The sequence below is a fragment of the Bradyrhizobium sp. CCH5-F6 genome, from assembly GCF_001556045.1.
Taxonomy (GTDB): domain Bacteria; phylum Pseudomonadota; class Alphaproteobacteria; order Rhizobiales; family Xanthobacteraceae; genus Bradyrhizobium.
Window position 1 is genome coordinate 91,999 of sequence record NZ_LSIC01000194.1, and the last position, 18,455, is coordinate 110,453.

Sequence of the window (18,455 nt, forward strand, 5' to 3'; positions counted from 1 at the left end):
AGCTCTTGCGACGAAGCAATCCAGGGTCCATCCGCGGATACATTCCTGGATTGCTTCGCTGCGCTCGCAATGACGGTGGATGGTGTAGCGTGCTACCTTCGCAGCGTGAACTCGTCCGCTCCCCGTCGATGCTCCCAGTTCGCCTGCTCCAGCTCGGGCCGGTCGCATTCGGCTTCGGGATAGCCGATGCAGAGATAGGCAATGAACTTCCAGGTATCAGGCACATTGAGGACGGCGTGAATGCGATCCGGATTGAGGATCGACACCCAGCCGATGCCGATGCCCTCGGCGCGCGCGGCGAGCCACATCGCGCTGATCGCGGCGACCACGGAATATTCGGTCGTCTCCGGCATGGTGGCGCGGCCGAGGCCGTGGCCGATGTCGCCGGCCTTGTCCGCGAACACGGCGAGGTGGCCGGGCGCCTGTTCGAGGCCCGACAGCTTCAGCGTGGCATAGCACGTTGCGCGCTCGCCGGAATAGGCACTCAGCGCATCGGCGTTGCACGATCTGAAATCGTCGATCACGGCGCGGCGCCGGGCGTCCTCGTCGACGGTGACGAAGCGCCAGGGCTGGCTGAGGCCGACCGAAGGCGAGAGACAGGCGGTCTCGATCAGGCGTTCGATCGCGCCATCAGGCAACGGATCGCTGCGGAAGCGGCGCACGTCGCGCCGCCACACGAACAGCTCGCGCAAGTGCCGGCGGAAGCCGTCATCGAACTCGACCATGACGTCAATGCCCCAATTGGTAGGACGCGGCCACCAGCAGGATCAGAATTTCGCCCAGCTGCTCGAACGCGCCGAGGATGTCGCCGGTCTGCCCGCCGATCTGGCGAATGGCGAGCCGCGCCAGCATGTATCCGGCGAGCGACAGCAGGATCAGCGCCACCAGCGCCTTGCCCGGTCCCAACGCCAGGGCGAGCGCGAAGGTTCCAACAGCGAAAGCGAGGGCGACGCTGCGGCCCGGTGGCGATCCGGCGCTGGCCGACAGCCCGTCGGGCCGCGCCGGGGCGACCAGCGACATGAAGGCCGGCACGCCCGCGCGGGCAGCAGTGTGCGCAGCGCACAGCGCGAGTGCGACGCCCCATGGATTTGCGATGGCCGCAAGCGCGCTCCAGCGCAGGCCGAACGACAGGATCAGCGCACAGACGCCATAGGTGCCGATCCGGCTGTCGCGCATGATCTCGAGCTTGCGTTCGCGGGTGCGGCCGCCGCCCAGTCCATCGGCGGTATCGGCAAGCCCGTCCTCGTGCAGCGCGCCGGTGATGAGGGTGGTCGTGGCTAGCGCGAGCAGGGCCGCAAGGTTCGGCGTCAATCCGAACCGGCTGGCGATCTTGTAGACAAACGCGCCGGCAAGGCCGACCAGCAGTCCCGCGATGGGAAGGGCCCAGGTCGCGCGGGCGACGGCGCCATCGCCCGCGGGCTTCGACGATGCGACGGGAAGAATCGTCACGAAAGATGCTGCCATCCTGAGATCGGCGATGACGTCTTTCAGAAATTCGCCGCGCGGCATCATTTCAATTTCATCGGCAGGCCGGCAACGACGAATTCGACCTCGCCGGCAGCCGCGGCGATGGCCTGGTTCATGATCCCGGCGGCGTCGCGAAAGCTGCGTGCCAGCGCGTTGTCGGGCACGATGCCGAGACCGACCTCGTTGGTGACGAGCACGACCGGGCTCTTGAGACGGGGCAGGGTGGCGGCAAGCGCATTCATCTCGTGCTCCCAGTCGCGCTCGGCGTGCATCAGGTTGGAGAGCCACAGCGTCAGGCAGTCCACCAGCCTTGCGCCGCCGCCATCGGTTGCGAGCAGCACCGGCACGAGATCGAGCGGGACCTCGCGCTCGATCCATTCGGTTCCGCGCCGCGCGCGATGTCGTGCGATTCGTTCCTCCATTTCACCATCGAGCGCCTCGGCGGTTGCGATGTAGACGGGCTGGCCGGGAAAGCTGCGCGCGCGCGCTTCCGCCCGGGTACTCTTGCCCGATCGCGTTCCGCCGGTGATCAAAATGACGGCCATGAGGTCTCCTGTCGGCCAGCACTAATCACCAAACGCGGCCAAAGACAAAGCCGAAATCAGGCCGCGAGGGGCTTGCGCTCGGCCGCCGTCTTGCGCAACAGGGGCGGAGAGAGACGGGAGATTTTCGTGAGCTTTGCGGGGGCCATGGCAGTGGCGATGGCGGTGGATGCCCTTCTGGGCTGGCCGTCGTGGCTGTTCGTGCGGATCGGCCATCCCGTCACGTGGCTGGGCTGGCTGATTGCCGCGATCGATTCCGCCTGGAATCGGGCGTCCGATCCGCCGACGTTGCGCCGCGCTGCCGGCGTTGCCGGCGCGCTCGTGGTGATCGCGCTCTCGGTTGTGCTCGGTTGGTTGCTTCAGTCGTTGCTCCCCCGGGGCTGGCTCGAGATCGCGCTGATCGGCATCCTGGCCTGGCCCCTGGTCGCGCTGCGCTCGCTGCATGATCATGTGGCTGCCGTCGCAGAGCCGTTACGGGCCGGCGACATCGTCGCTGCACGAGACGCAGTCTCGCGTATCGTCGGCCGCGATCCCGCGGCGCTCGATGAAGCCGGCATCGCGCGCGCGGCGATCGAGAGCCTCGCCGAGAACGCCTCCGACGGCATCGTGGCGCCGGTGTTCTGGGGCGCGCTGTTCGGCCTGCCCGGAATCCTCGGCTACAAGGCGATCAACACGCTGGACTCGATGATCGGCCATCGCAGCGAGCGATACGAAGCGTTCGGCTGGGCGGCGGCGCGCATCGACGATGCCGCCAATTTCATTCCGGCGCGGGTAACAGGATTTCTCTTCGTGCTGCTGGCGCCGCACCGGTCGGAGGCGCTGTCGTGCATGACGCGGGATGCGCGCCGTCATCGCTCGCCCAATGCCGGCTGGCCGGAAGCGGCCATGGCCGGCGGACTCGGCGTGCGGCTCAGCGGTCCCCGCATCTATCACGGCAGCGTCACCAACGAGCCCTGGCTGAACGAAGGCGCGCGCGATCCGCGCGCCGCCGACATCGGCGAGGCGCTGACGCTGTACCGTCGCGCCATGATGCTGGTCGCCGGCGTCCTTGCGATCCTGGCTTTCGCGTGAAAGAACGGGGCATGCGCGAGCACGGTGGAAATCTCGATCTGGCCCAGCAGCGTTTTGGTGGGCGCGCCGAGGACTGGATCGATCTGTCGACCGGGATCAACCGGCTGCCTTATCCCGTGGGCGAGATAAGCGGTCGCGCGTGGAGCGCGCTGCCCTCGCGCGCCGAGATCGATGCCTTGCATCAGGCCGCGCAGCATGCCTACCGCACCGACGCGCCGATTGCTGCGATGGGCGGCGCGCAAGCCGCGATTCAATTGTTGCCGCAACTCGCGCCCCCCGGCCGCGCGCGCATTCTCGGGCCGACCTACAATGAATATGCCGGGGTCCTGTCGACCGCAGGCTGGGACGTCCGGGAGGTCGCGGATACTGACGCGCTGGCGGGCGCGGATCTCGCCATCGTCGTCAATCCCAACAATCCCGATGGCCGGCGTCATACGCCGAAGGACGCACTGGCATTGCTGCCGCGTGTTGGCCGTCTCGTCATCGACGAGAGCTTTGCCGATGCCGTTCCGCAATTGTCGCTCGCGCCCGAAGCGGATCGGCCGGGACTTTTGATTTTGCGCTCCTTCGGAAAGTTCTATGGCCTTGCCGGCCTGCGGCTCGGGTTCGCGATCGGCAATGCTGCTGATATCGGCAAGCTGGCAGCGTTGTCGGGGCCATGGCCGATATCGGGCGCGGCGATCGCAATCGGCAGCCGGGCCTTGCGTGACGATACCTGGGCCGAGGCCACGTCAGCGCGGCTTGCGCGCGACTGTGTTCTTCTCGACGAGATGGCGCAAGCGCTGGGCTGGCCGCTCGTCGGCGGCACGCCGCTGTTTCGTCTCTACGAGACGCCCGACGCGGTTGATGCACAGGAGAAGCTTGCGCGCAGCCACATCTGGTCGCGCGTCTTTGCGCAGAAACCGACATGGCTGCGCCTCGGACTTCCCGGCAGCGAAGCCGAATGGGCGCGCCTTGCCGAGGTTCTAGCGCGCTAGCGCGAGCAGACCTTCGACGTCGAGATGCTTTTCGATGTGATCGGCAAGGGCGTCGAGCGCGCTTTCGACCCTGGCGTGATAGGGCTCGTCGCCGGCGCGAATGTCGAGCTCCGCGAGATAAGCCTTGCGGAAATCATCCGAGGTGAACAGGCCGTGCAGATAGCTGCCCTGTACGCGGCCATCGCGCGAGATCGCGCCTTCCGGCTCGCCATTCAGCTTCGCAAATGGCCGCGCCCGGTCGGGGCCGTCGGTGCGGCCGATGTGGATTTCGTAGGCCTCGATCCGCTCCTCGGTCGCGGCATGCACGGCCGCAACGCGCGTCAGCGTCTTCTGCGGGCTCATCACCGTCTTCACGTCCAGAAGTCCGAGGCCCGGCGTGTCGCCCGCAGGGCCCTCGATCCCGTCGGGATCGGCGACGCTGTGCCCGAGCATCTGATAGCCGCCGCAGAGGCCGAGCAGGTGGCCGCCCCTGCGGTGGTGCGCGAGAAGATCGATGTCCCAGCCCTGCGCGCGCAGGAAGGCGAGATCGCCGCGGGTGGATTTGGAGCCCGGGATGATGACGAGTTTCACATCGCCGGGAATGGCTTCGCCGGGGCGGACCATGACGAGATCGACGTCCGGCTCGAGCTTGAGCGGATCGAGATCGTCGAAATTGGCAATGCGCGACAGTGCGAGGCAGGCGATCTTGCATCGGCCCGGCTTTCGCGCGTCACTCAGGCCCAGCGCATCCTCGGCCGGCAACTCGCCGGCACGCGCGAACCAGGGCAGCACGCCGAGGCCGCGCCAGGACGTCTTGTCTTCGATTAGCCTGTAGCCGTCGTCGAACAGCGTGGGATCGCCGCGGAACTTGTTGATGACAAATCCACGGATCATCGCGGCATCGTCAGGGTCAATCACCGTCTTGATGCCGACGAGCTGTGCGATGACGCCGCCACGGTCGATGTCGCCGACCAGCACGACCGGCACGTCGGCTTTTCGCGCAAAGCCCATATTGGCGATGTCGGCCTTGCGCAGGTTCACTTCGGCCGGGCTGCCGGCGCCTTCCACCAGCACGAGATCGGCGCGCGCCTTCAGCCGCTCGAAGCTCTCCATCACCGCGCCCATGAGCTGCGGCTTCATCGCCGCGTAGTCACGCGCGCGGGCTGTTGCGATGCGCTTTCCCTGCACGACGACCTGCGCGCCGACATCGGTCTCGGGCTTGAGCAGCACCGGGTTCATGTCGGTGTGCGGCTCGGCGCCGGCGGCGAGCGCCTGCAGCGCCTGGGCGCGGCCGATCTCGCCGCCATCGACGGTGACGGCCGCGTTGTTCGACATGTTCTGCGGCTTGAACGGGAGCACACGCAGGCCGCGCCGCGTGAAGGCGCGCGCGAGGCCGGCAACGATGAGCGACTTGCCCACGTCCGAGCCGGCCCCCTGGATCATCAGCGCGCGCACCATGGCGAGATCGTCTCAGAACTCGACGCCGGCTTGCGCCTTGATGCCGGAGCGGAACGGGTGCTTGACCAGCGTCATCTCGGTGACGAGGTCGGCGATCTCGATCAGCTCGTCCTTGGCGTTGCGGCCGGTGAGCACGACATGCGTCATCGGCGGCTTTTGCGTCGAAAGGAATTCGACCACTTCGGCGATGTCGAGATAGTCGTAGCGCAGCGCGATGTTGATCTCGTCAAGCACGACCATGCGCAAGCTCGTGTCGAGGATCAGCTCTTTGGCCTTCTCCCAGCCCGTGCGCGCCGCGGCGATGTCACGAGCGCGGTCCTGCGTCTCCCAGGTGAATCCCTCGCCCATGGCGTGGAACTGGCAGAGGTCGCCGAAATGGCCGGTGAGCAGGCGCCGCTCGCCGGTGTCCCAGGCGCCCTTGATGAACTGCACGACCGCGCAAGGAAAGCCATGGGCGACGCAGCGGACGATCATGCCGAAGGCGGAGGACGACTTGCCCTTGCCGGCGCCGGTGTGGACGATGATGAGGCCTTTTTCGCCACTCTTGGTCGCCATGATCTTGTCGCGGGCGGCCTTCTTCTTCGCCATTTTCGCGGCGTGCCGGGCGTCGGTTTCCTCAGCTGTTTGGGTATCCGGTTCAGGCGTCATCGGTCCCGGTCCTTCGGCTTGACAAGTGGCGGCCACCGGCAAATGGTGGCCGGGCGTTGGTTCCTGTCCTATGACAGGCGAAGAGGGAATGCGATAGGGCCCGAATCGGCAAGATTCGGATCCAAAATGCAGCCGCCCCCGCGACCGTGACCGGAGAGATGCCCAAAGCCACTGACTCCCGAAAGGGAATCGGGAAGGCGGGGATCGAAGGGCAAAACCCTGCTCCGCAAGCCGGGAGACCTGCCAGCGCGGACGATTTTGGACCGGCGGACGGGGTGTTCCGCGACGGGGAAGCGGGCCTTTGAACAGGATCCGTGCGCCTCTTCGCCTCCCGCTGTTTATTCTGGAAGAGGCGATGACGGTCACACTTCACGTCTGCATTACCTGCCGTGCCGGCCAGACGCTTGGTGAGGGCGAAGTCCCGCCCGGCCAGCGGTTGCATGGTGCTATCCTCGAGGCCGGCGTGCCCGAGGGCGTCACCGTGGTTCCCGTCGAATGCCTGTCGGCGTGCAGCCAGGGCTGCTCCGTCGCGCTCAGCGCGCCCGGCCGCTGGTCCTATGTCTATGGCCGGCTCTCCGAGACGAACGCGCGCGACGTGGTCGCGGGCGCCGCAGCCTATGCCGCCGCACCGGATGGCGTCGTGCCCTGGCGCAGCCGCCCGGAAATCTTCCGCAAGCAGTCGCTCGCCCGCATTCCCCCCATTGCCGTCGTGCCGGAGGCCGCCGAATGAACTCGCTCGCAAAAGTTCCGGTCACGGTGGTCACCGGTTTCCTCGGGTCCGGCAAGACCACGCTGATCCAGCATCTGCTCGCCAATGCGAATGGCAAGAAGCTCGCCGTGCTCGTCAACGAGTTCGGCAGCGAGGGCGTCGACGGCGAGATCCTGAAGTCCTGCGCGGATGCGAACTGCCCGGAGGAGAACATCGTCGAGCTCGCCAATGGCTGCATCTGCTGCACCGTCGCCGACGATTTCATTCCGACCATGGAGCAATTGCTGGCGCGCCCGGTGCGGCCCGATCACATCCTGATCGAGACGTCGGGCCTGGCCTTGCCCAAGCCGCTGCTGAAGGCATTCGACTGGCCACAGATCCGCTCGCGCATCACGGTGGATGGCGTGATCGCGCTGGCCGATGCCGAGGCCGTCGCGGCCGGCCGCTTCGCGCCGGACCCGATTGCCGTCGAAGCGCAGCGCGCGGCGGATGAAAATCTCGACCACGAGACGCCGCTGTCGGAGGTGTTCGAGGACCAGATCGCCTGCGCGGACATCGTGCTGCTGACCAAGGCGGATCTCGCGGGCGCCGCGGGAATCGAAGCCGCCAAGGCGGCGATCACCGCCGAGATGCCGCGTCGCGTGCCGATGCTCCCCGTCACCGACGGTGCGATCGATGCGCGCGTCATCCTCGGCCTTGGCGCCGCCGCCGAGAACGATCTCGCCGCGCGCCCGTCGCATCACGACGGCGAGGAGGAGCACGAGCACGACGATTTCGCCTCCGTCGTGATCGATCTGCCGGAGGTCGCGGATATCGATGCGCTGGTCGCGTCGGTCCAGCGTTTGGCGCGCGAGCAGAACGTGCTGCGTGTCAAGGGCTATATCGCGGTCGCGGGCAAGCCGATGCGCCTGTTGTTGCAGGCGGTCGGCGAGCGCGTGCGCCATCAGTTCGACAAGCCCTGGGGCCCAGGTGTCAGGCAGTCCAAGCTCGTCGTGATCGGCGAGCACGGCGATATCGACGAGGCGGCAATCAAGGCGGGACTAGGTCTCTGATGCACGTCGTCTTCCGCGAGAGCCGCGGTCTCGAGGAGACTGCGACGCCAAGGGACATCGGCCAGGACCCGGCCGATCTCGTGGTGCTCTCGTATTCGGATTCCGATCTTGCCGCCTTCGCCGCCGGCTGGCAGCGCGGCCGAAACAGCTTGCCATCGCTGCGGCTCGCCAATCTCGCCGAGCTCCGTCATCCGTTGTCGGTCGACACCTATGTCGAACGCACGCTGTCGCAGGCGCGCGGCATTCTGGTGCGGCTGATCGGCGGTGAGTCCTATTGGCCCTATGGGCTTGCGGCCCTCCAGCAACTGGCGAAGGATCGCAACATCGTGCTCGCCGTGCTGCCGGCCGATGGCCGCGACGACACGCGGCTCGATGCGTACTCGACCTTGCCGGTCTCGACGTTGCGGCGGCTGAAGGTGCTGTGTGACACCGGTGGTCCCGTCGCGGCGCAAGCCGCGATCGCGCAGCTTGCGCTGGCCTCGGGGCTTTACGCGGGACCGGTCGTCGGCGAGATGACCTTGCCCGAGATGGGCTTTTACGACCCCGCGCGAGGCGTCATTGCGGCGCCGGCTTGTGCCGAGGAGAAGCCGCGCGCGCTGGTGACGTTCTATCGCTCCTATCTCACTGCTGCGGACACCGGCCCGGTTGACGCCCTGATCGCAGCGCTGCACGAGAAGGGGTTTGACGCCTATGGCGTGTTCGTCACCTCCCTGAAGGCCCCGGGCGTCGCCGATTGGCTGCGCGGGCATCTCGCGCAAAATCCCGTGGCGGCGATCGTCAATGCGACGGCGTTCTCCGCGATCGGCGACGATGGCACGACGCCGTTCGACGCCGCGCCGTGGCCCGTGTTTCAGGTCGCGCTCTCCACGGCCCGGCGCGAGGATTGGGCGAGCTCGCTGCGCGGCCTGTCGCCCGGCGATCTGGCGATGCATGTGGTGCTGCCCGAGGTCGACGGCCGCCTGTTCACGGGCGTGGTGAGCTTCAAGTCCGCTGCAGAGCGAGATCCTGATCTGCAATTCTCGCATCTGGCGCACAGGCCTGACGAGGAGCGTGTGGCGGCTGTCGCCGCACGCGTCGCGGCCTGGCGGCGTCTTGCGGACAAGCCGGCCGGCGAGAAGCGGCTGGCGCTCGTGCTCTCGAACTATCCGGGCCGGCCGCACCAGATCGCGCACGCCGTTGGTCTCGATGCGCTGGCATCGGTCGAGGCCCTGGTGTCCGATCTCGCGGAGGTCGGCTTCGATGTTGCGCCAGTCCATGCGCTCGGCGAGACGCTGCTGACGCAGAATCTGACCTGGAGCGTCGCCGATTATCACGCTGCGCTCTCGTACCTGCCGCAATCCTTGCAGGACGATCTCGCGCAGGCCTGGGGCGCGCCGGAAGACGATCCGAGCTGCCGCGATGGCGCGTTCCATTTTGCTGCCATCCGGTGCGGCCGGTCGATCATTGCGGTCCAGCCCGAGCGCGGCGAAGCGGCCTCACGCGATGCCGACTATCACGATCTCGCCCGTACCCCGCGCCATGCTTACGTCGCCTTCTATCTTTGGCTCAGGCAGCAGGGGTGTGACGCCGTCCTGCACATGGGCGCGCATGGCACGTTGGAGTGGCTGCCCGGCAAATCGGTGGCGCTGTCGAACGCGTGCTGGCCGGAAGCCCTGATCGGCGATCTCCCAATCATCTATCCCTTCATCGTCAACGATCCCGGCGAGGCCGCGCAGGCCAAGCGGCGCCTCAGTGCCGTCACGGTCGGCCATCTGCCGCCGCCGCTCGAAACATCCGCTGTGCCGGAAGGCCTGCGCCGGCTCGAACGACTCCTGGACGAATATTCGACTGCCGACGGTCTCGATCCCGCCCGCCGCCGGCGCCTGATCGCTGCGATCCGCGACGAGGCCCGTGCCGCCGGCCTTGAAGAGGATCTCGGCCTCGATGCATCGGCCGCACCGGCCGAAGCGATCCCTCGGATTGATCGCTTTGTCTGTGATCTCAAGGAGAGCCAGTTCGGCGACGGCCTGCACGTGTTCGGCCGCGGCACCTGTGGCGAGGCCGAGCGCGATGCGCTGCGCGCCGCGCTCGCAGGCCGGCGCGTTGCGCCGGGGCCGTCAGGCTCGCCCTATCGCGGACGCCAGGACGTGCTGCCGACCGGGCGCAATCTCTTCGCCGTCGATCCGCGCGCGGTGCCGACGCCCTCCGCGCATGCGCAAGGCATCAAGCTTGCGGAAGAGCTGCTCCGCCGTCACTTGCAGGATCATGGCGACTGGCCGAAGGGCCTCATCGTCAATCTCTGGGGCTCGGCAACGATGCGCACGGCGGGCGAGGAGTTCGCGATGGCGCTGCACCTGGCCGGCCTTGCGCCGCGCTGGGATCACGCCTCTGGCCGCGTCACCGGCTATGACATCGTCGCGCCGGCCGAGCTCGGCCGCCCCCGCATCGACGTCACGCTGCGCGTGTCGGGCCTGTTTCGCGACGTCTTCTCCGGATTGGCAAAATTATTCGAAGCTGCCGCCGAGGCGCTCGCGGGCCGTGCGGAGGAGGGCGAGGAGAACCCTTACCGTCACCGCGCGTCACGCGTCTTCGGCCCGCGCCCTGGACACTATGGCGTCGGCCTGTCGGCGATCCCTGATGCCTTCACGGCCGAGACACGCGATGCGGCGGGCGAGGCCTGGCTATCCGCATCATCCTGGGCCTTCTCGGCAGATGGCGCGATGCAGCCGGATCGCGCCGGCATCGAACAGCGGCTCGCGTCTGCCGACGCTTTCGTCCATGTGCAGGACCTACCCGAAACCGATCTGCTGCTCGCGGCCGACTATGCCGCTCATGAAGCAGGCGTCGCTGCGGCTGCAGCTCACCTCGGTGCAGGCTCGCCGTCACTCTATCATCTCGATGCGACAAGGCCCGGCAAGCCGCACGCGCGCACGCTGCCGGAGGAGATTTCGCGTGTCGTCCGGGCACGCGCGGCCAATCCGGCCTGGATTGCCGGCATGATGCGCCACGGGTTTCGCGGCGCCGCCGAGATCACCGCGACGCTGGAGCACATGGCTGCCTTCGCGCATCTCGCCGGCGCCGTGCCGCCGCATCTGTTCGACCTCTATTACGATGCGACACTCGGCAACGAGGACGTCCGCGCCTTCATGGCCCGCGAAAATCCGTTAGCGCTCGCCGCGATGGAGAACTGCTTCACGCGCCTGCACGAAGCCTCACTCTGGCGAACCCGCCGCAATTCGATTGCGGCGGCGCTGCGGGAGGCCTCATGAGCGCGGCCACGGTCAAGGGCTGGTGTCCCGGCGCGCTGCGCCCGATGCTGTCGGGCGACGGGTTCGTGGTGCGCGTGCGTCCGTTTGGCGGGCGACTTGAAGCACCACAGATTTCAGGTCTGGCCGAACTGGCCGAACGTTTCGGCAATGGCCTGATCGACGTCACAAGCCGGGCCAATCTCCAGATCAGGGGCGTCAAGGAGGAGAGCCATCGGCCATTGCTCGATGGCCTTGCGCAACTTCAGTTGCTCGATCCCGACGCCGATGTCGAAGCCAGGCGCAACATCTTGGTGACGCCGTTCTGGAGCAACGGCGACGAGACGCAGTCGCTCGCCGCGGAACTCGAGGAGGCGCTTGCCGATTCCGGCCTCGCGCTTCCCACCAAGTTCGGCTTCGCCATCGATGACGGAAGGTCGCGCGTGCTGGCCGGTGATTCCGCCGACATACGCATCGAGCGCGATCGGTCGGGCCGCCTCCTGGTGCGGGCCGACGGCGCAAGGCTCGGCCGCTCCGTCGCACGCGGACAGGCCGTGAGCACGGCGCTGGCGCTCGCAAGCTGGTTCATCATCTCCGGCGGCGCGAGCGGCGGGCGAGGGCGCATGGCAGCCCACGTCGCGTCCGGCGCGGCGTTGCCTCAATCGCTGCGCGGCGAGACCGAGCCCGCGCCCGTGATGGCCGCATCGCGGCCCGGACATTATCCGCAAGGCGCGATGGTCGGCGTCGCGTTCGGACAGATGCTGCATTCGACGCTGCATCAATTCGCCGGCTGCGGACATGCCCTGCGTATGACTCCCTGGCGGATGGTGCTCAGCGAGGGCAAGCGGGAGATGCCGAATGGGGCGGGCCTCATCACCGAGCCGCATGATCCGGCGCTGCGCGTCATCGCCTGTAGCGGCGCGCCACGCTGCCGCGAAGCCCATGCCGATACGCGCGCGCTCGCGGCGGCGCTTGCGCCGCGCATCGCCGCCGATGCGCGGCTCCACGTCTCCGGCTGCGGCAAAGGCTGTGCGCATTCCGGTGCGGCCGCGGTCACGCTGATTGCGACGCACGCCGGATTCGATCTCGTTCGTGACGGCTCGACGCGCGACGAACCGGTGCTGCGCGGGCTCGACGGCGCCGACATCGTCAGCGATCCCTCCATCCTGGTCGGAGGACACTGATGCCGCACACCTACGAGACCGACGGTGCGGCGATCTACCGGCAATCCTTTGCGACCATTCGGGCCGAGGCCGATCTTGCGCGCTTTACGCCCGACGAGGAACCGGTGGTGGTGCGCATGATCCACGCCGCCGGCATGGTCGGCCTGGAGGCGCATATCCGCTTCACATCGGGCATGGCGACCCTCGCGCGCGCGGCCCTGCGCAAGGGCGCGCCGATCCTCTGCGACGCGCGCATGGTCTCGGAGGGCATTACGCGCGCGAGACTTCCCGCGGCCAATGCCGTCATCTGCACGCTCGGAGACTCGTCCGTCCCTGCGCTCGCGCAATCCATGCGCAACACACGCTCGGCCGCGGCGCTGGAGCTGTGGCGGCCGCATCTCGATGGCGCGATCGTCGCGATCGGCAACGCGCCGACCGCGCTGTTTCATCTGCTCAACATGCTGGAGGATCGCGACTGCCCGCGGCCGGCCGCGATCATCGGCTGCCCGGTTGGCTTTGTCGGCGCCGCCGAGTCCAAGGCCGCGCTGATGGCCGATCCGCCTGCGCCGGCGCTGACGGTCGAAGGCCGCCTCGGCGGCTCCGCGATCACGGTCGCGGCCGTGAACGCGCTGGCGAGCCGGAGCGAATAGTCATGGGACGCATCATCTGCTGCGGTCTCGGCCCCGGCGATCCTGATCTGATGAGCGTGCGCGCCGACCGTACGGTGCGCGCCGCCAAGCACGTCGCCTATTTCCGCAAGAAGGGCCGGCCGGGCCAGGCGCGGCGCATCGTCGAAGGCATGCTGGCTTCCGACGTCACCGAATATCCGATGGAATATCCTGTGACGACGGAGATCGCCTTCGCGAGCCCGGAATATGTCAATCTGCTCGCCGGCTTCTACGACGAATGGGCGGAGCGCCTGGCGCGGCTTTCGCGCGCGGTGGATGTCATCGTGCTCTGCGAGGGTGACCCTTATTTCTACGGCTCCTTCATGCATCTGCACACGCGCCTGCAAGGCCGCGTCGAGATCGAGGTCATCGCGGGCATTCCCGGCATGGTCGGCTGCTGGAACGGCGTCGGACAGCCGATCGCGCTCGGCGACGACGTGACGACGGTGCTGATGGGCACGCTCGGCGAAGACGAACTCGAACGGCGCATGCGCGATTCCGATGCGCTCGTGATCATGAAGACCGGGCGCAACCTCGCGAAGGTGCGCCGCGCGCTCGCCTCCGCCGGCCGGCTGGACGATGCCTGGCTGGTCGAGCGGGGCACCATGCCGGGCGAACGTGTCGCGCGGCTCGCCGAGATCGATGCTGCCGATTGCCCGTACTTCGCGATCGTGCTCGTGCACGGCAAGGGCCGGCATCTGGACGCCGCCGAATGACGGGCACGCTGACCATCGCGGGCCTCGGGCCGGGCAGCGAGGCGATGGTGACGCCGGAAGTCTCGGCGGCGCTCGCGGCCGCGACCGACATCCTGGGCTATGCGCCCTATGTCGCCCGCGTGCCGCCGCGGGCCGGACTCAGGCTGCACCCGTCGGACAATCGCGAGGAGTTGCAGCGCGCGCGAGAGGCCCTGCGTCTCGCGGACGAAGGCGGCCAGGTCGTCGTCGTCTCCTCCGGCGATCCCGGCGTGTTCGCGATGGCGTCGGCCGTGTTCGAGGCGCTGGAACAGGCGCCGCAATGGCAGGCGCTGCCGATCCGCGTGCTGCCTGGTATCACCGCGATGCTGGCGGCGGCCGCGCGTGCCGGCGCGCCGCTCGGTCATGATTTCTGTGCGATCAATCTCTCCGACAATCTCAAGCCGTGGGCGGTGATCGAGAAGCGCCTGCGCCTCGCCGCAGAAGCCGATTTTGCCATCGCGATGTACAATCCGCGCTCGGCCAGCCGGCCGGAAGGATTTGGCCGCGCGCTTGCGGCGCTTCGCGAGGCCGGCTGCGGCGGGCGCCTGGTGATCTTCGCGCGCGCGATCAGCACGGCTGACGAAAGGATCGAGACCGTCACGCTGAACGAAGTGACGCCTGAAATGGCCGACATGCGCACGCTCGTGATCGTCGGCAACTCGCAGACGCGCCGCGTCGGCCGGTGGGTCTACGCGCCGAGGCAGGTGCGATGACCGAGCCATTGCATGATCTCGGCCACGCTCTCGACCCGCAGTCGCCCCGGCAGTTGCGGTCGGGAGATCATGATCACGGGCAAGCCGAGCATGCGAGCCGCGTCGATCTTGGCGCGTGCGCCGTCGCCGCCGGAATTGCGGGCAACGATCCAGGCGATGGCGCGCGCGCGCAGCATCTCCAGCTCGCCTTGAAGCGTGAACGGTCCACGCGACACGATTACATCAGCGGCGAAGGGCAGGGGCGCCTCTGGCGGATCGACGAACCTCAACGTGTAGGCATGCTGTGGCTTGCTCGCGAACGGCGCGATGTGCTGGCGGCCGATGGCGAGGAACACGTTTGTCGGCGCGTCAGGCAGCGCGGCGACTGCCGCGTTGACATCGTGCGTTTCGATCCAGTTATCGCCGGTCGTTCTCGTCCAGGGCGCGCGTTCCAGCGCGATCAACGGCGCGCCGGTTTCCGCACACGCCGCGACCGCGTTCCGGCTCATCCCGGCCGCGAAGGGGTGCGTCGCGTCGATCACATGCGTGATATTTTCGCGGCGAATGTAGTCGGCAAGGCCGCTCACGCCACCAAAGCCGCCGATGCGGGTCGGCAGCGGCTGGTCGGCCGGCGCGCGGGTGCGGCCGCCATAGGAATAGATGGCGTCGATGCCGGCACGCGCGATCTCCGCCGCGAGCAAGCTCGCATCGCTCGTTCCGCCCAGAATGAGGGCGCGCGTCATGTCTGATCCCTGGCTGACCATCATCGGTATCGGCGAAGATGGCCTCGCGGGCCTGTCGGAAGCAAGTCGAAAGGCGCTTGCCACGGCCGAAACCATCTTTGGCGGCGAACGGCACCTCGCGCTTGCAGAGATCGGCAGCCGCGGCCGTCCGTGGCCGGTGCCGTTTGACGCGGATGTCGTGCTGGGTTGCCGTGGCCGGCCCACGGCGGTGCTCGCCTCCGGCGATCCGTTCTGGCACGGGGCCGGTGCTAGCCTTGCCGAGAAGCTCGATGCCGGCGAATGGATTGCGCATTCGGCTCCGTCGACATTCTCGCTCGCCGCCGCGCGCCTGGGCTGGCGTCTGGAGTCCGTCATTTGTTTCGGTCTGCATGCCGCACCATTCGAACGCCTCGTGCCGCATCTTGCGCCCGGAGCGCGCATCCTATGCCTAGTGCGTGATGGAAAGGCGGCCGGCGATCTCGCGAAATGGCTGAGCGAACGCGGATGGGGCGCCTCGACATTCTGGATTCTCTCCGCGCTCGGCGGGCCGCGCGAGAGCATCCGGAACTATCATGCCGACAGTTTTGCGGGCGATCTCACTGAGAACCTGGTCGCGATAGCTGTGGAGGCGAGGGGAGCACAAGGCATTCCCCGCAGCTCGGGCCTGCCGGACGATCTCTTCGTCCATGACGGCCAGATCACCAAGCGGCCGGTGCGCGCGCTCGCCCTCTCGGCGCTGGCGCCGCGGCCCGGCGAACGGCTGTGGGACGTCGGCGCCGGTTCGGGTTCGATTTCGGTGGAATGGGGATTGTGCGGTGGGACGGCCACGGCCATCGAGCTGCGCGAAGATCGCGCGGCCAACATCCGCAGCAATGCAGCCGCGTTCGGATTGGCGCATCGGATCGTCATCGTTTCGGGGAAGGCGCCCGAAGCCCTTGCTGCGCTGGAGCCGCCGGATGCCGTCTTCATCGGCGGCGGCCTCGATGGCGCGATGTTCGATGCTATCTGGGCGCGCCTTTCGCCTGGAGCGCGGTTCGTTGCACATTCGGTCACGCTGGAGACGGAAGCGCTGCTCGGCGAGCTGCACCAGCGCCATGGTGGCGATCTGATGCGGGTCGAGATCGCGCATGCGGCTCCGCTCGGTCGCTATCGCTCCTGGGAGGCGACGCGGCCGGTGGTGCAATGGAGTGCGGTGCGATGAAGGTCGCCGGGCTCGGCTTCAAGAAAGATGTGACGCTCGCCTCGTTGCGCGAGGCGCTGGCTAGAGCCGGCGGCTCCGAGGGTCTTGCGGCATTTGCGACCGTCAGCGACAAGGCCGAGGCGGCGGCGCTGAAGCAGCTCGCGCAGGAATGCGGTGTGCCGATCAGGGCCGTTCCGGCCGAGAGGCTGGCCGGCATCGACACGGCGACGCAGTCAAAACTCGTCGTGGAAAAGTTCGGGACCGGATCGCTTGCCGAGGCCGCGGCGCTCGCCGCGGCCGGTCCCCGCGCGCGGCTGATTGCGCCACGGGTCGTCTCGCAGGATCGCACCGCGACCGCCGCGATCGCCGAAGGAGACGGCGTATGACCGTGCATTTCATCGGCGCCGGCCCTGGCGCGCCCGATTTGCTGACGCTGCGCGGCCGAGATCTGATCGCGGCGTCTCCGGTCTGCCTCTATGCGGGCTCGCTGGTGCCGGAGGGTGTGCTGGCGCATTGCCCGCCCGGTGCACGCATCGTCAACACCGCGCCGCTCTCGCTCGACGAGATCATCGCGGAGATCGCCGCGGCGCATGCGGAGGGCAAGGACGTCGCGCGGCTGCATTCCGGCGACCTCTCGATCTGGTCGGCGATGGGCGAGCAGCTCCGCCGCCTGCGCGCGCTGGGCATTCCCTATTCGGTGACACCGGGCGTGCCTTCCTTCTCGGCTGCTGCAGCGGCACTGGAGACCGAGCTGACGCTTCCCGGTCTCGCTCAGACGGTGGTGCTGACCCGCACGCCGGGCCGTGCCAGCGCGATGCCCGAAGGCGAGAAGCTCGCTGCGTTCGCCGCGACGGGCGCGGTGCTCGCGATCCATCTGTCGATCCATCTGCTCGACAAGATCATCGCCGAGCTGACGCCGCACTACGGAGCCGATTGCCCGGTCGCGATCGTTTGGCGTGCAAGCTGGCCGGGCCAGCGCATCGTTCGCGCGACGCTCGGCACGCTCGAAGCGACTGTGAGCAGCGAGATGGAGCGCACCGCGTTGATCCTGGTCGGCAGGACGCTTGGCTCGGAGGATTTCGACGAGAGCCGTCTCTATGCCGCCGATTACGACCGCCGCTATCGGCCGGTCGGCGCCGAGCCGCGCTTTCCGGAGGCATCGTGATGGCCACAGGGCTCGTCATCTCTGCGCCGGCTTCCGGCGTCGGCAAGACCACGCTGACGCTGGCGCTCGCGCGCGCCTGGCGCAATCGCGGCCTGAACGTGCAGTGCTTGAAGAGCGGGCCGGACTATATCGATCCCGCCTTCCACGCCGCCGCGACGGGGCGTGCCTCCGTCAACGTCGATAGCTGGGCGATGGATCGCGGCACCATCGCGCATCTCGTCAGCCGCGGCGCGGACGCCGACGTCGTGCTTGCGGAGGGCTCGATGGGCCTGTTCGACGGCGTCGCCGCGCGCGGCGTCTGCGGCACCGGCGCCACCGCTGACATTGCGGAGATGCTCGGCTGGCCGGTGGTTCTGGTGATCGATCCCTCCGGGCAGGCGCAGACTGCGGCGGCTATCGCCGCAGGTCTTCGCGATTATCGCGCCGGCGTGCGCCTTGCGGGCGTCGTGCTCAACCGCATCGCCAGTCCGCGTCATGAAGATCTCGTGCGGCGTGCGCTTGACGACATCGGCATCGCGGTGTTCGGCGCGCTGCCGCGTCATGCCGAGATCAGCCTGCCGAAGCGCCATCTCGGCCTGGTGCAGGCCGAGGAGCAGGCCGAGATCGGAAAGCTGATCGACGAAGCCGCGCGCTTCGTCGCCGAGCACGTCGATCTCGATGCCGTGCTGCAGTCGGCCGCGCGTTGGTCGCCGCAAATTGCGAAGAACGGCCTGAACGTCACGCCGCCCGGTCAGCGCATTGCGCTGGCCCGCGATGCGGCCTTTTCCTTCGTCTATCCACACATGCTTGAAGCCTGGCGCGCAGCGGGCGCCGATATCTCGACATTTTCGCCGCTTGCCGATGAGTTGCCTGACGCGAGCGCCGACGTCTGCTGGCTTCCCGGCGGCTATCCCGAGCTGCATGCCGGCAAGCTCGCGGCCAATACTCGCTTTCGCAGCGGCCTGCGTGCCTTCGCCGAGACCCGGCCGGTCCACGGCGAGTGCGGAGGCTATATGGTGCTGGGC

Annotated in this window: 19 protein-coding genes and 1 riboswitch; of the genes, 13 read left to right on the top strand and 6 right to left on the bottom strand. The window is 67.9% G+C overall.

What is annotated here, in order from left to right:
• Window positions 1–92: 92 nt before the first annotated feature.
• The 3 genes from bluB to cobU are packed head-to-tail and all read right to left on the bottom strand — an operon-like array spanning window position 93 to window position 2,012.
• Window positions 93–725 carry a 5,6-dimethylbenzimidazole synthase gene (gene bluB, locus AX729_RS33875; RefSeq protein ID WP_061028573.1) on the bottom strand — a complete coding sequence of 211 codons (633 nt, stop codon included), beginning with the start codon at window positions 723–725 and terminating at the stop codon, window positions 93–95.
• 4 nt (window positions 726–729) lie between these two features.
• Window positions 730–1,512, bottom strand: coding sequence for an adenosylcobinamide-GDP ribazoletransferase (gene cobS, locus AX729_RS33880; RefSeq protein WP_061028575.1), 783 nt, complete (start codon window positions 1,510–1,512; stop codon window positions 730–732).
• On the bottom strand, window positions 1,509–2,012 hold the full coding sequence (gene cobU / locus AX729_RS33885; protein WP_061028577.1) for a bifunctional adenosylcobinamide kinase/adenosylcobinamide-phosphate guanylyltransferase: 504 nt from the start codon (window positions 2,010–2,012) through the stop codon (window positions 1,509–1,511). The genes cobS and cobU overlap by 4 nt, the downstream gene beginning before the upstream one ends.
• A 126-nt stretch (window positions 2,013–2,138) precedes the next feature.
• Here cobU and cbiB point away from each other — a divergent pair, with 126 nt between their 5' ends.
• Window positions 2,139–3,080, top strand: a complete 942-nt coding sequence (gene cbiB, locus AX729_RS33890; protein WP_061028617.1) for an adenosylcobinamide-phosphate synthase CbiB — start codon at window positions 2,139–2,141, stop codon at window positions 3,078–3,080.
• A gap of 11 nt (window positions 3,081–3,091) precedes the next feature.
• Window positions 3,092–4,057: a threonine-phosphate decarboxylase CobD gene (cobD, locus tag AX729_RS33895; RefSeq protein ID WP_061028579.1), complete on the top strand. Its 966-nt coding sequence runs from the start codon at window positions 3,092–3,094 to the stop codon at window positions 4,055–4,057.
• On the opposite strand, the gene AX729_RS33900 is transcribed toward cobD, so the two are convergent.
• On the bottom strand, window positions 4,046–5,494 hold the full coding sequence (locus AX729_RS33900; protein WP_061028581.1) for a cobyric acid synthase: 1,449 nt from the start codon (window positions 5,492–5,494) through the stop codon (window positions 4,046–4,048). The two genes, cobD and AX729_RS33900, sit on opposite strands and share 12 nt — an antisense overlap.
• Before the next feature lie 12 nt (window positions 5,495–5,506).
• Window positions 5,507–6,142, bottom strand: a complete 636-nt coding sequence (gene cobO, locus AX729_RS33905; protein ID WP_061028583.1) for a cob(I)yrinic acid a,c-diamide adenosyltransferase — start codon at window positions 6,140–6,142, stop codon at window positions 5,507–5,509.
• 40 nt (window positions 6,143–6,182) lie between these two features.
• Window positions 6,183–6,404, top strand: a riboswitch (cobalamin riboswitch).
• A gap of 93 nt (window positions 6,405–6,497) precedes the next feature.
• Here cobO and AX729_RS33910 point away from each other — a divergent pair.
• The 7 genes from AX729_RS33910 to cobJ are packed head-to-tail and all read left to right on the top strand — an operon-like array spanning window position 6,498 to window position 14,405.
• Window positions 6,498–6,872 (top strand): DUF1636 family protein, encoded by a 375-nt coding sequence (locus AX729_RS33910; RefSeq protein WP_061028619.1) that lies wholly within the window; start codon window positions 6,498–6,500, stop codon window positions 6,870–6,872.
• On the top strand, window positions 6,869–7,903 hold the full coding sequence (cobW, locus tag AX729_RS33915) for a cobalamin biosynthesis protein CobW (protein WP_061028586.1): 1,035 nt from the start codon (window positions 6,869–6,871) through the stop codon (window positions 7,901–7,903). Before AX729_RS33910 ends, cobW begins: the two co-directional genes overlap by 4 nt.
• Window positions 7,903–11,151, top strand: a complete 3,249-nt coding sequence (gene cobN, locus AX729_RS33920; protein WP_061028588.1) for a cobaltochelatase subunit CobN — start codon at window positions 7,903–7,905, stop codon at window positions 11,149–11,151. The genes cobW and cobN overlap by 1 nt, the downstream gene beginning before the upstream one ends.
• Window positions 11,148–12,311 (top strand): precorrin-3B synthase, encoded by a 1,164-nt coding sequence (cobG, locus tag AX729_RS33925; protein ID WP_061028590.1) that lies wholly within the window; start codon window positions 11,148–11,150, stop codon window positions 12,309–12,311. Before cobN ends, cobG begins: the two co-directional genes overlap by 4 nt.
• Window positions 12,311–12,940: a precorrin-8X methylmutase gene (locus tag AX729_RS33930; RefSeq protein ID WP_061028591.1), complete on the top strand. Its 630-nt coding sequence runs from the start codon at window positions 12,311–12,313 to the stop codon at window positions 12,938–12,940. The genes cobG and AX729_RS33930 overlap by 1 nt, the downstream gene beginning before the upstream one ends.
• Before the next feature lie 2 nt (window positions 12,941–12,942).
• A complete protein-coding gene (locus tag AX729_RS33935) occupies window positions 12,943–13,674 on the top strand; it encodes a precorrin-2 C(20)-methyltransferase (protein WP_061028593.1) in 732 nt (243 codons plus the stop codon).
• On the top strand, window positions 13,671–14,405 hold the full coding sequence (cobJ, locus tag AX729_RS33940) for a precorrin-3B C(17)-methyltransferase (RefSeq protein WP_061028595.1): 735 nt from the start codon (window positions 13,671–13,673) through the stop codon (window positions 14,403–14,405). The genes AX729_RS33935 and cobJ overlap by 4 nt, the downstream gene beginning before the upstream one ends.
• On the opposite strand, the gene AX729_RS33945 is transcribed toward cobJ, so the two are convergent.
• The gene (locus AX729_RS33945; protein ID WP_061028597.1) at window positions 14,381–15,127 is read right to left on the bottom strand and encodes a cobalt-precorrin-6A reductase; all 747 of its coding nucleotides are present in this window, start codon (window positions 15,125–15,127) and stop codon (window positions 14,381–14,383) included. The genes cobJ and AX729_RS33945 overlap by 25 nt on opposite strands.
• On the opposite strand from AX729_RS33945, the gene AX729_RS33950 reads away from it, so the two are divergent.
• The 4 genes from AX729_RS33950 to AX729_RS33965 form a co-directional block, all read left to right on the top strand.
• Window positions 15,126–16,307: a bifunctional cobalt-precorrin-7 (C(5))-methyltransferase/cobalt-precorrin-6B (C(15))-methyltransferase gene (locus AX729_RS33950; protein WP_061028599.1), complete on the top strand. Its 1,182-nt coding sequence runs from the start codon at window positions 15,126–15,128 to the stop codon at window positions 16,305–16,307. The genes AX729_RS33945 and AX729_RS33950 overlap by 2 nt on opposite strands.
• Window positions 16,304–16,672: a cobalamin biosynthesis protein gene (locus tag AX729_RS33955; protein WP_061028601.1), complete on the top strand. Its 369-nt coding sequence runs from the start codon at window positions 16,304–16,306 to the stop codon at window positions 16,670–16,672. Before AX729_RS33950 ends, AX729_RS33955 begins: the two co-directional genes overlap by 4 nt.
• Window positions 16,669–17,451, top strand: coding sequence for a precorrin-4 C(11)-methyltransferase (cobM, locus tag AX729_RS33960; RefSeq protein WP_061028603.1), 783 nt, complete (start codon window positions 16,669–16,671; stop codon window positions 17,449–17,451). Before AX729_RS33955 ends, cobM begins: the two co-directional genes overlap by 4 nt.
• On the top strand, window positions 17,451–18,455 hold a 1,005-nt coding region (locus AX729_RS33965; protein WP_061028604.1), incomplete at its 3' end, for a cobyrinic acid a,c-diamide synthase CobB. The genes cobM and AX729_RS33965, both read left to right, overlap by 1 nt.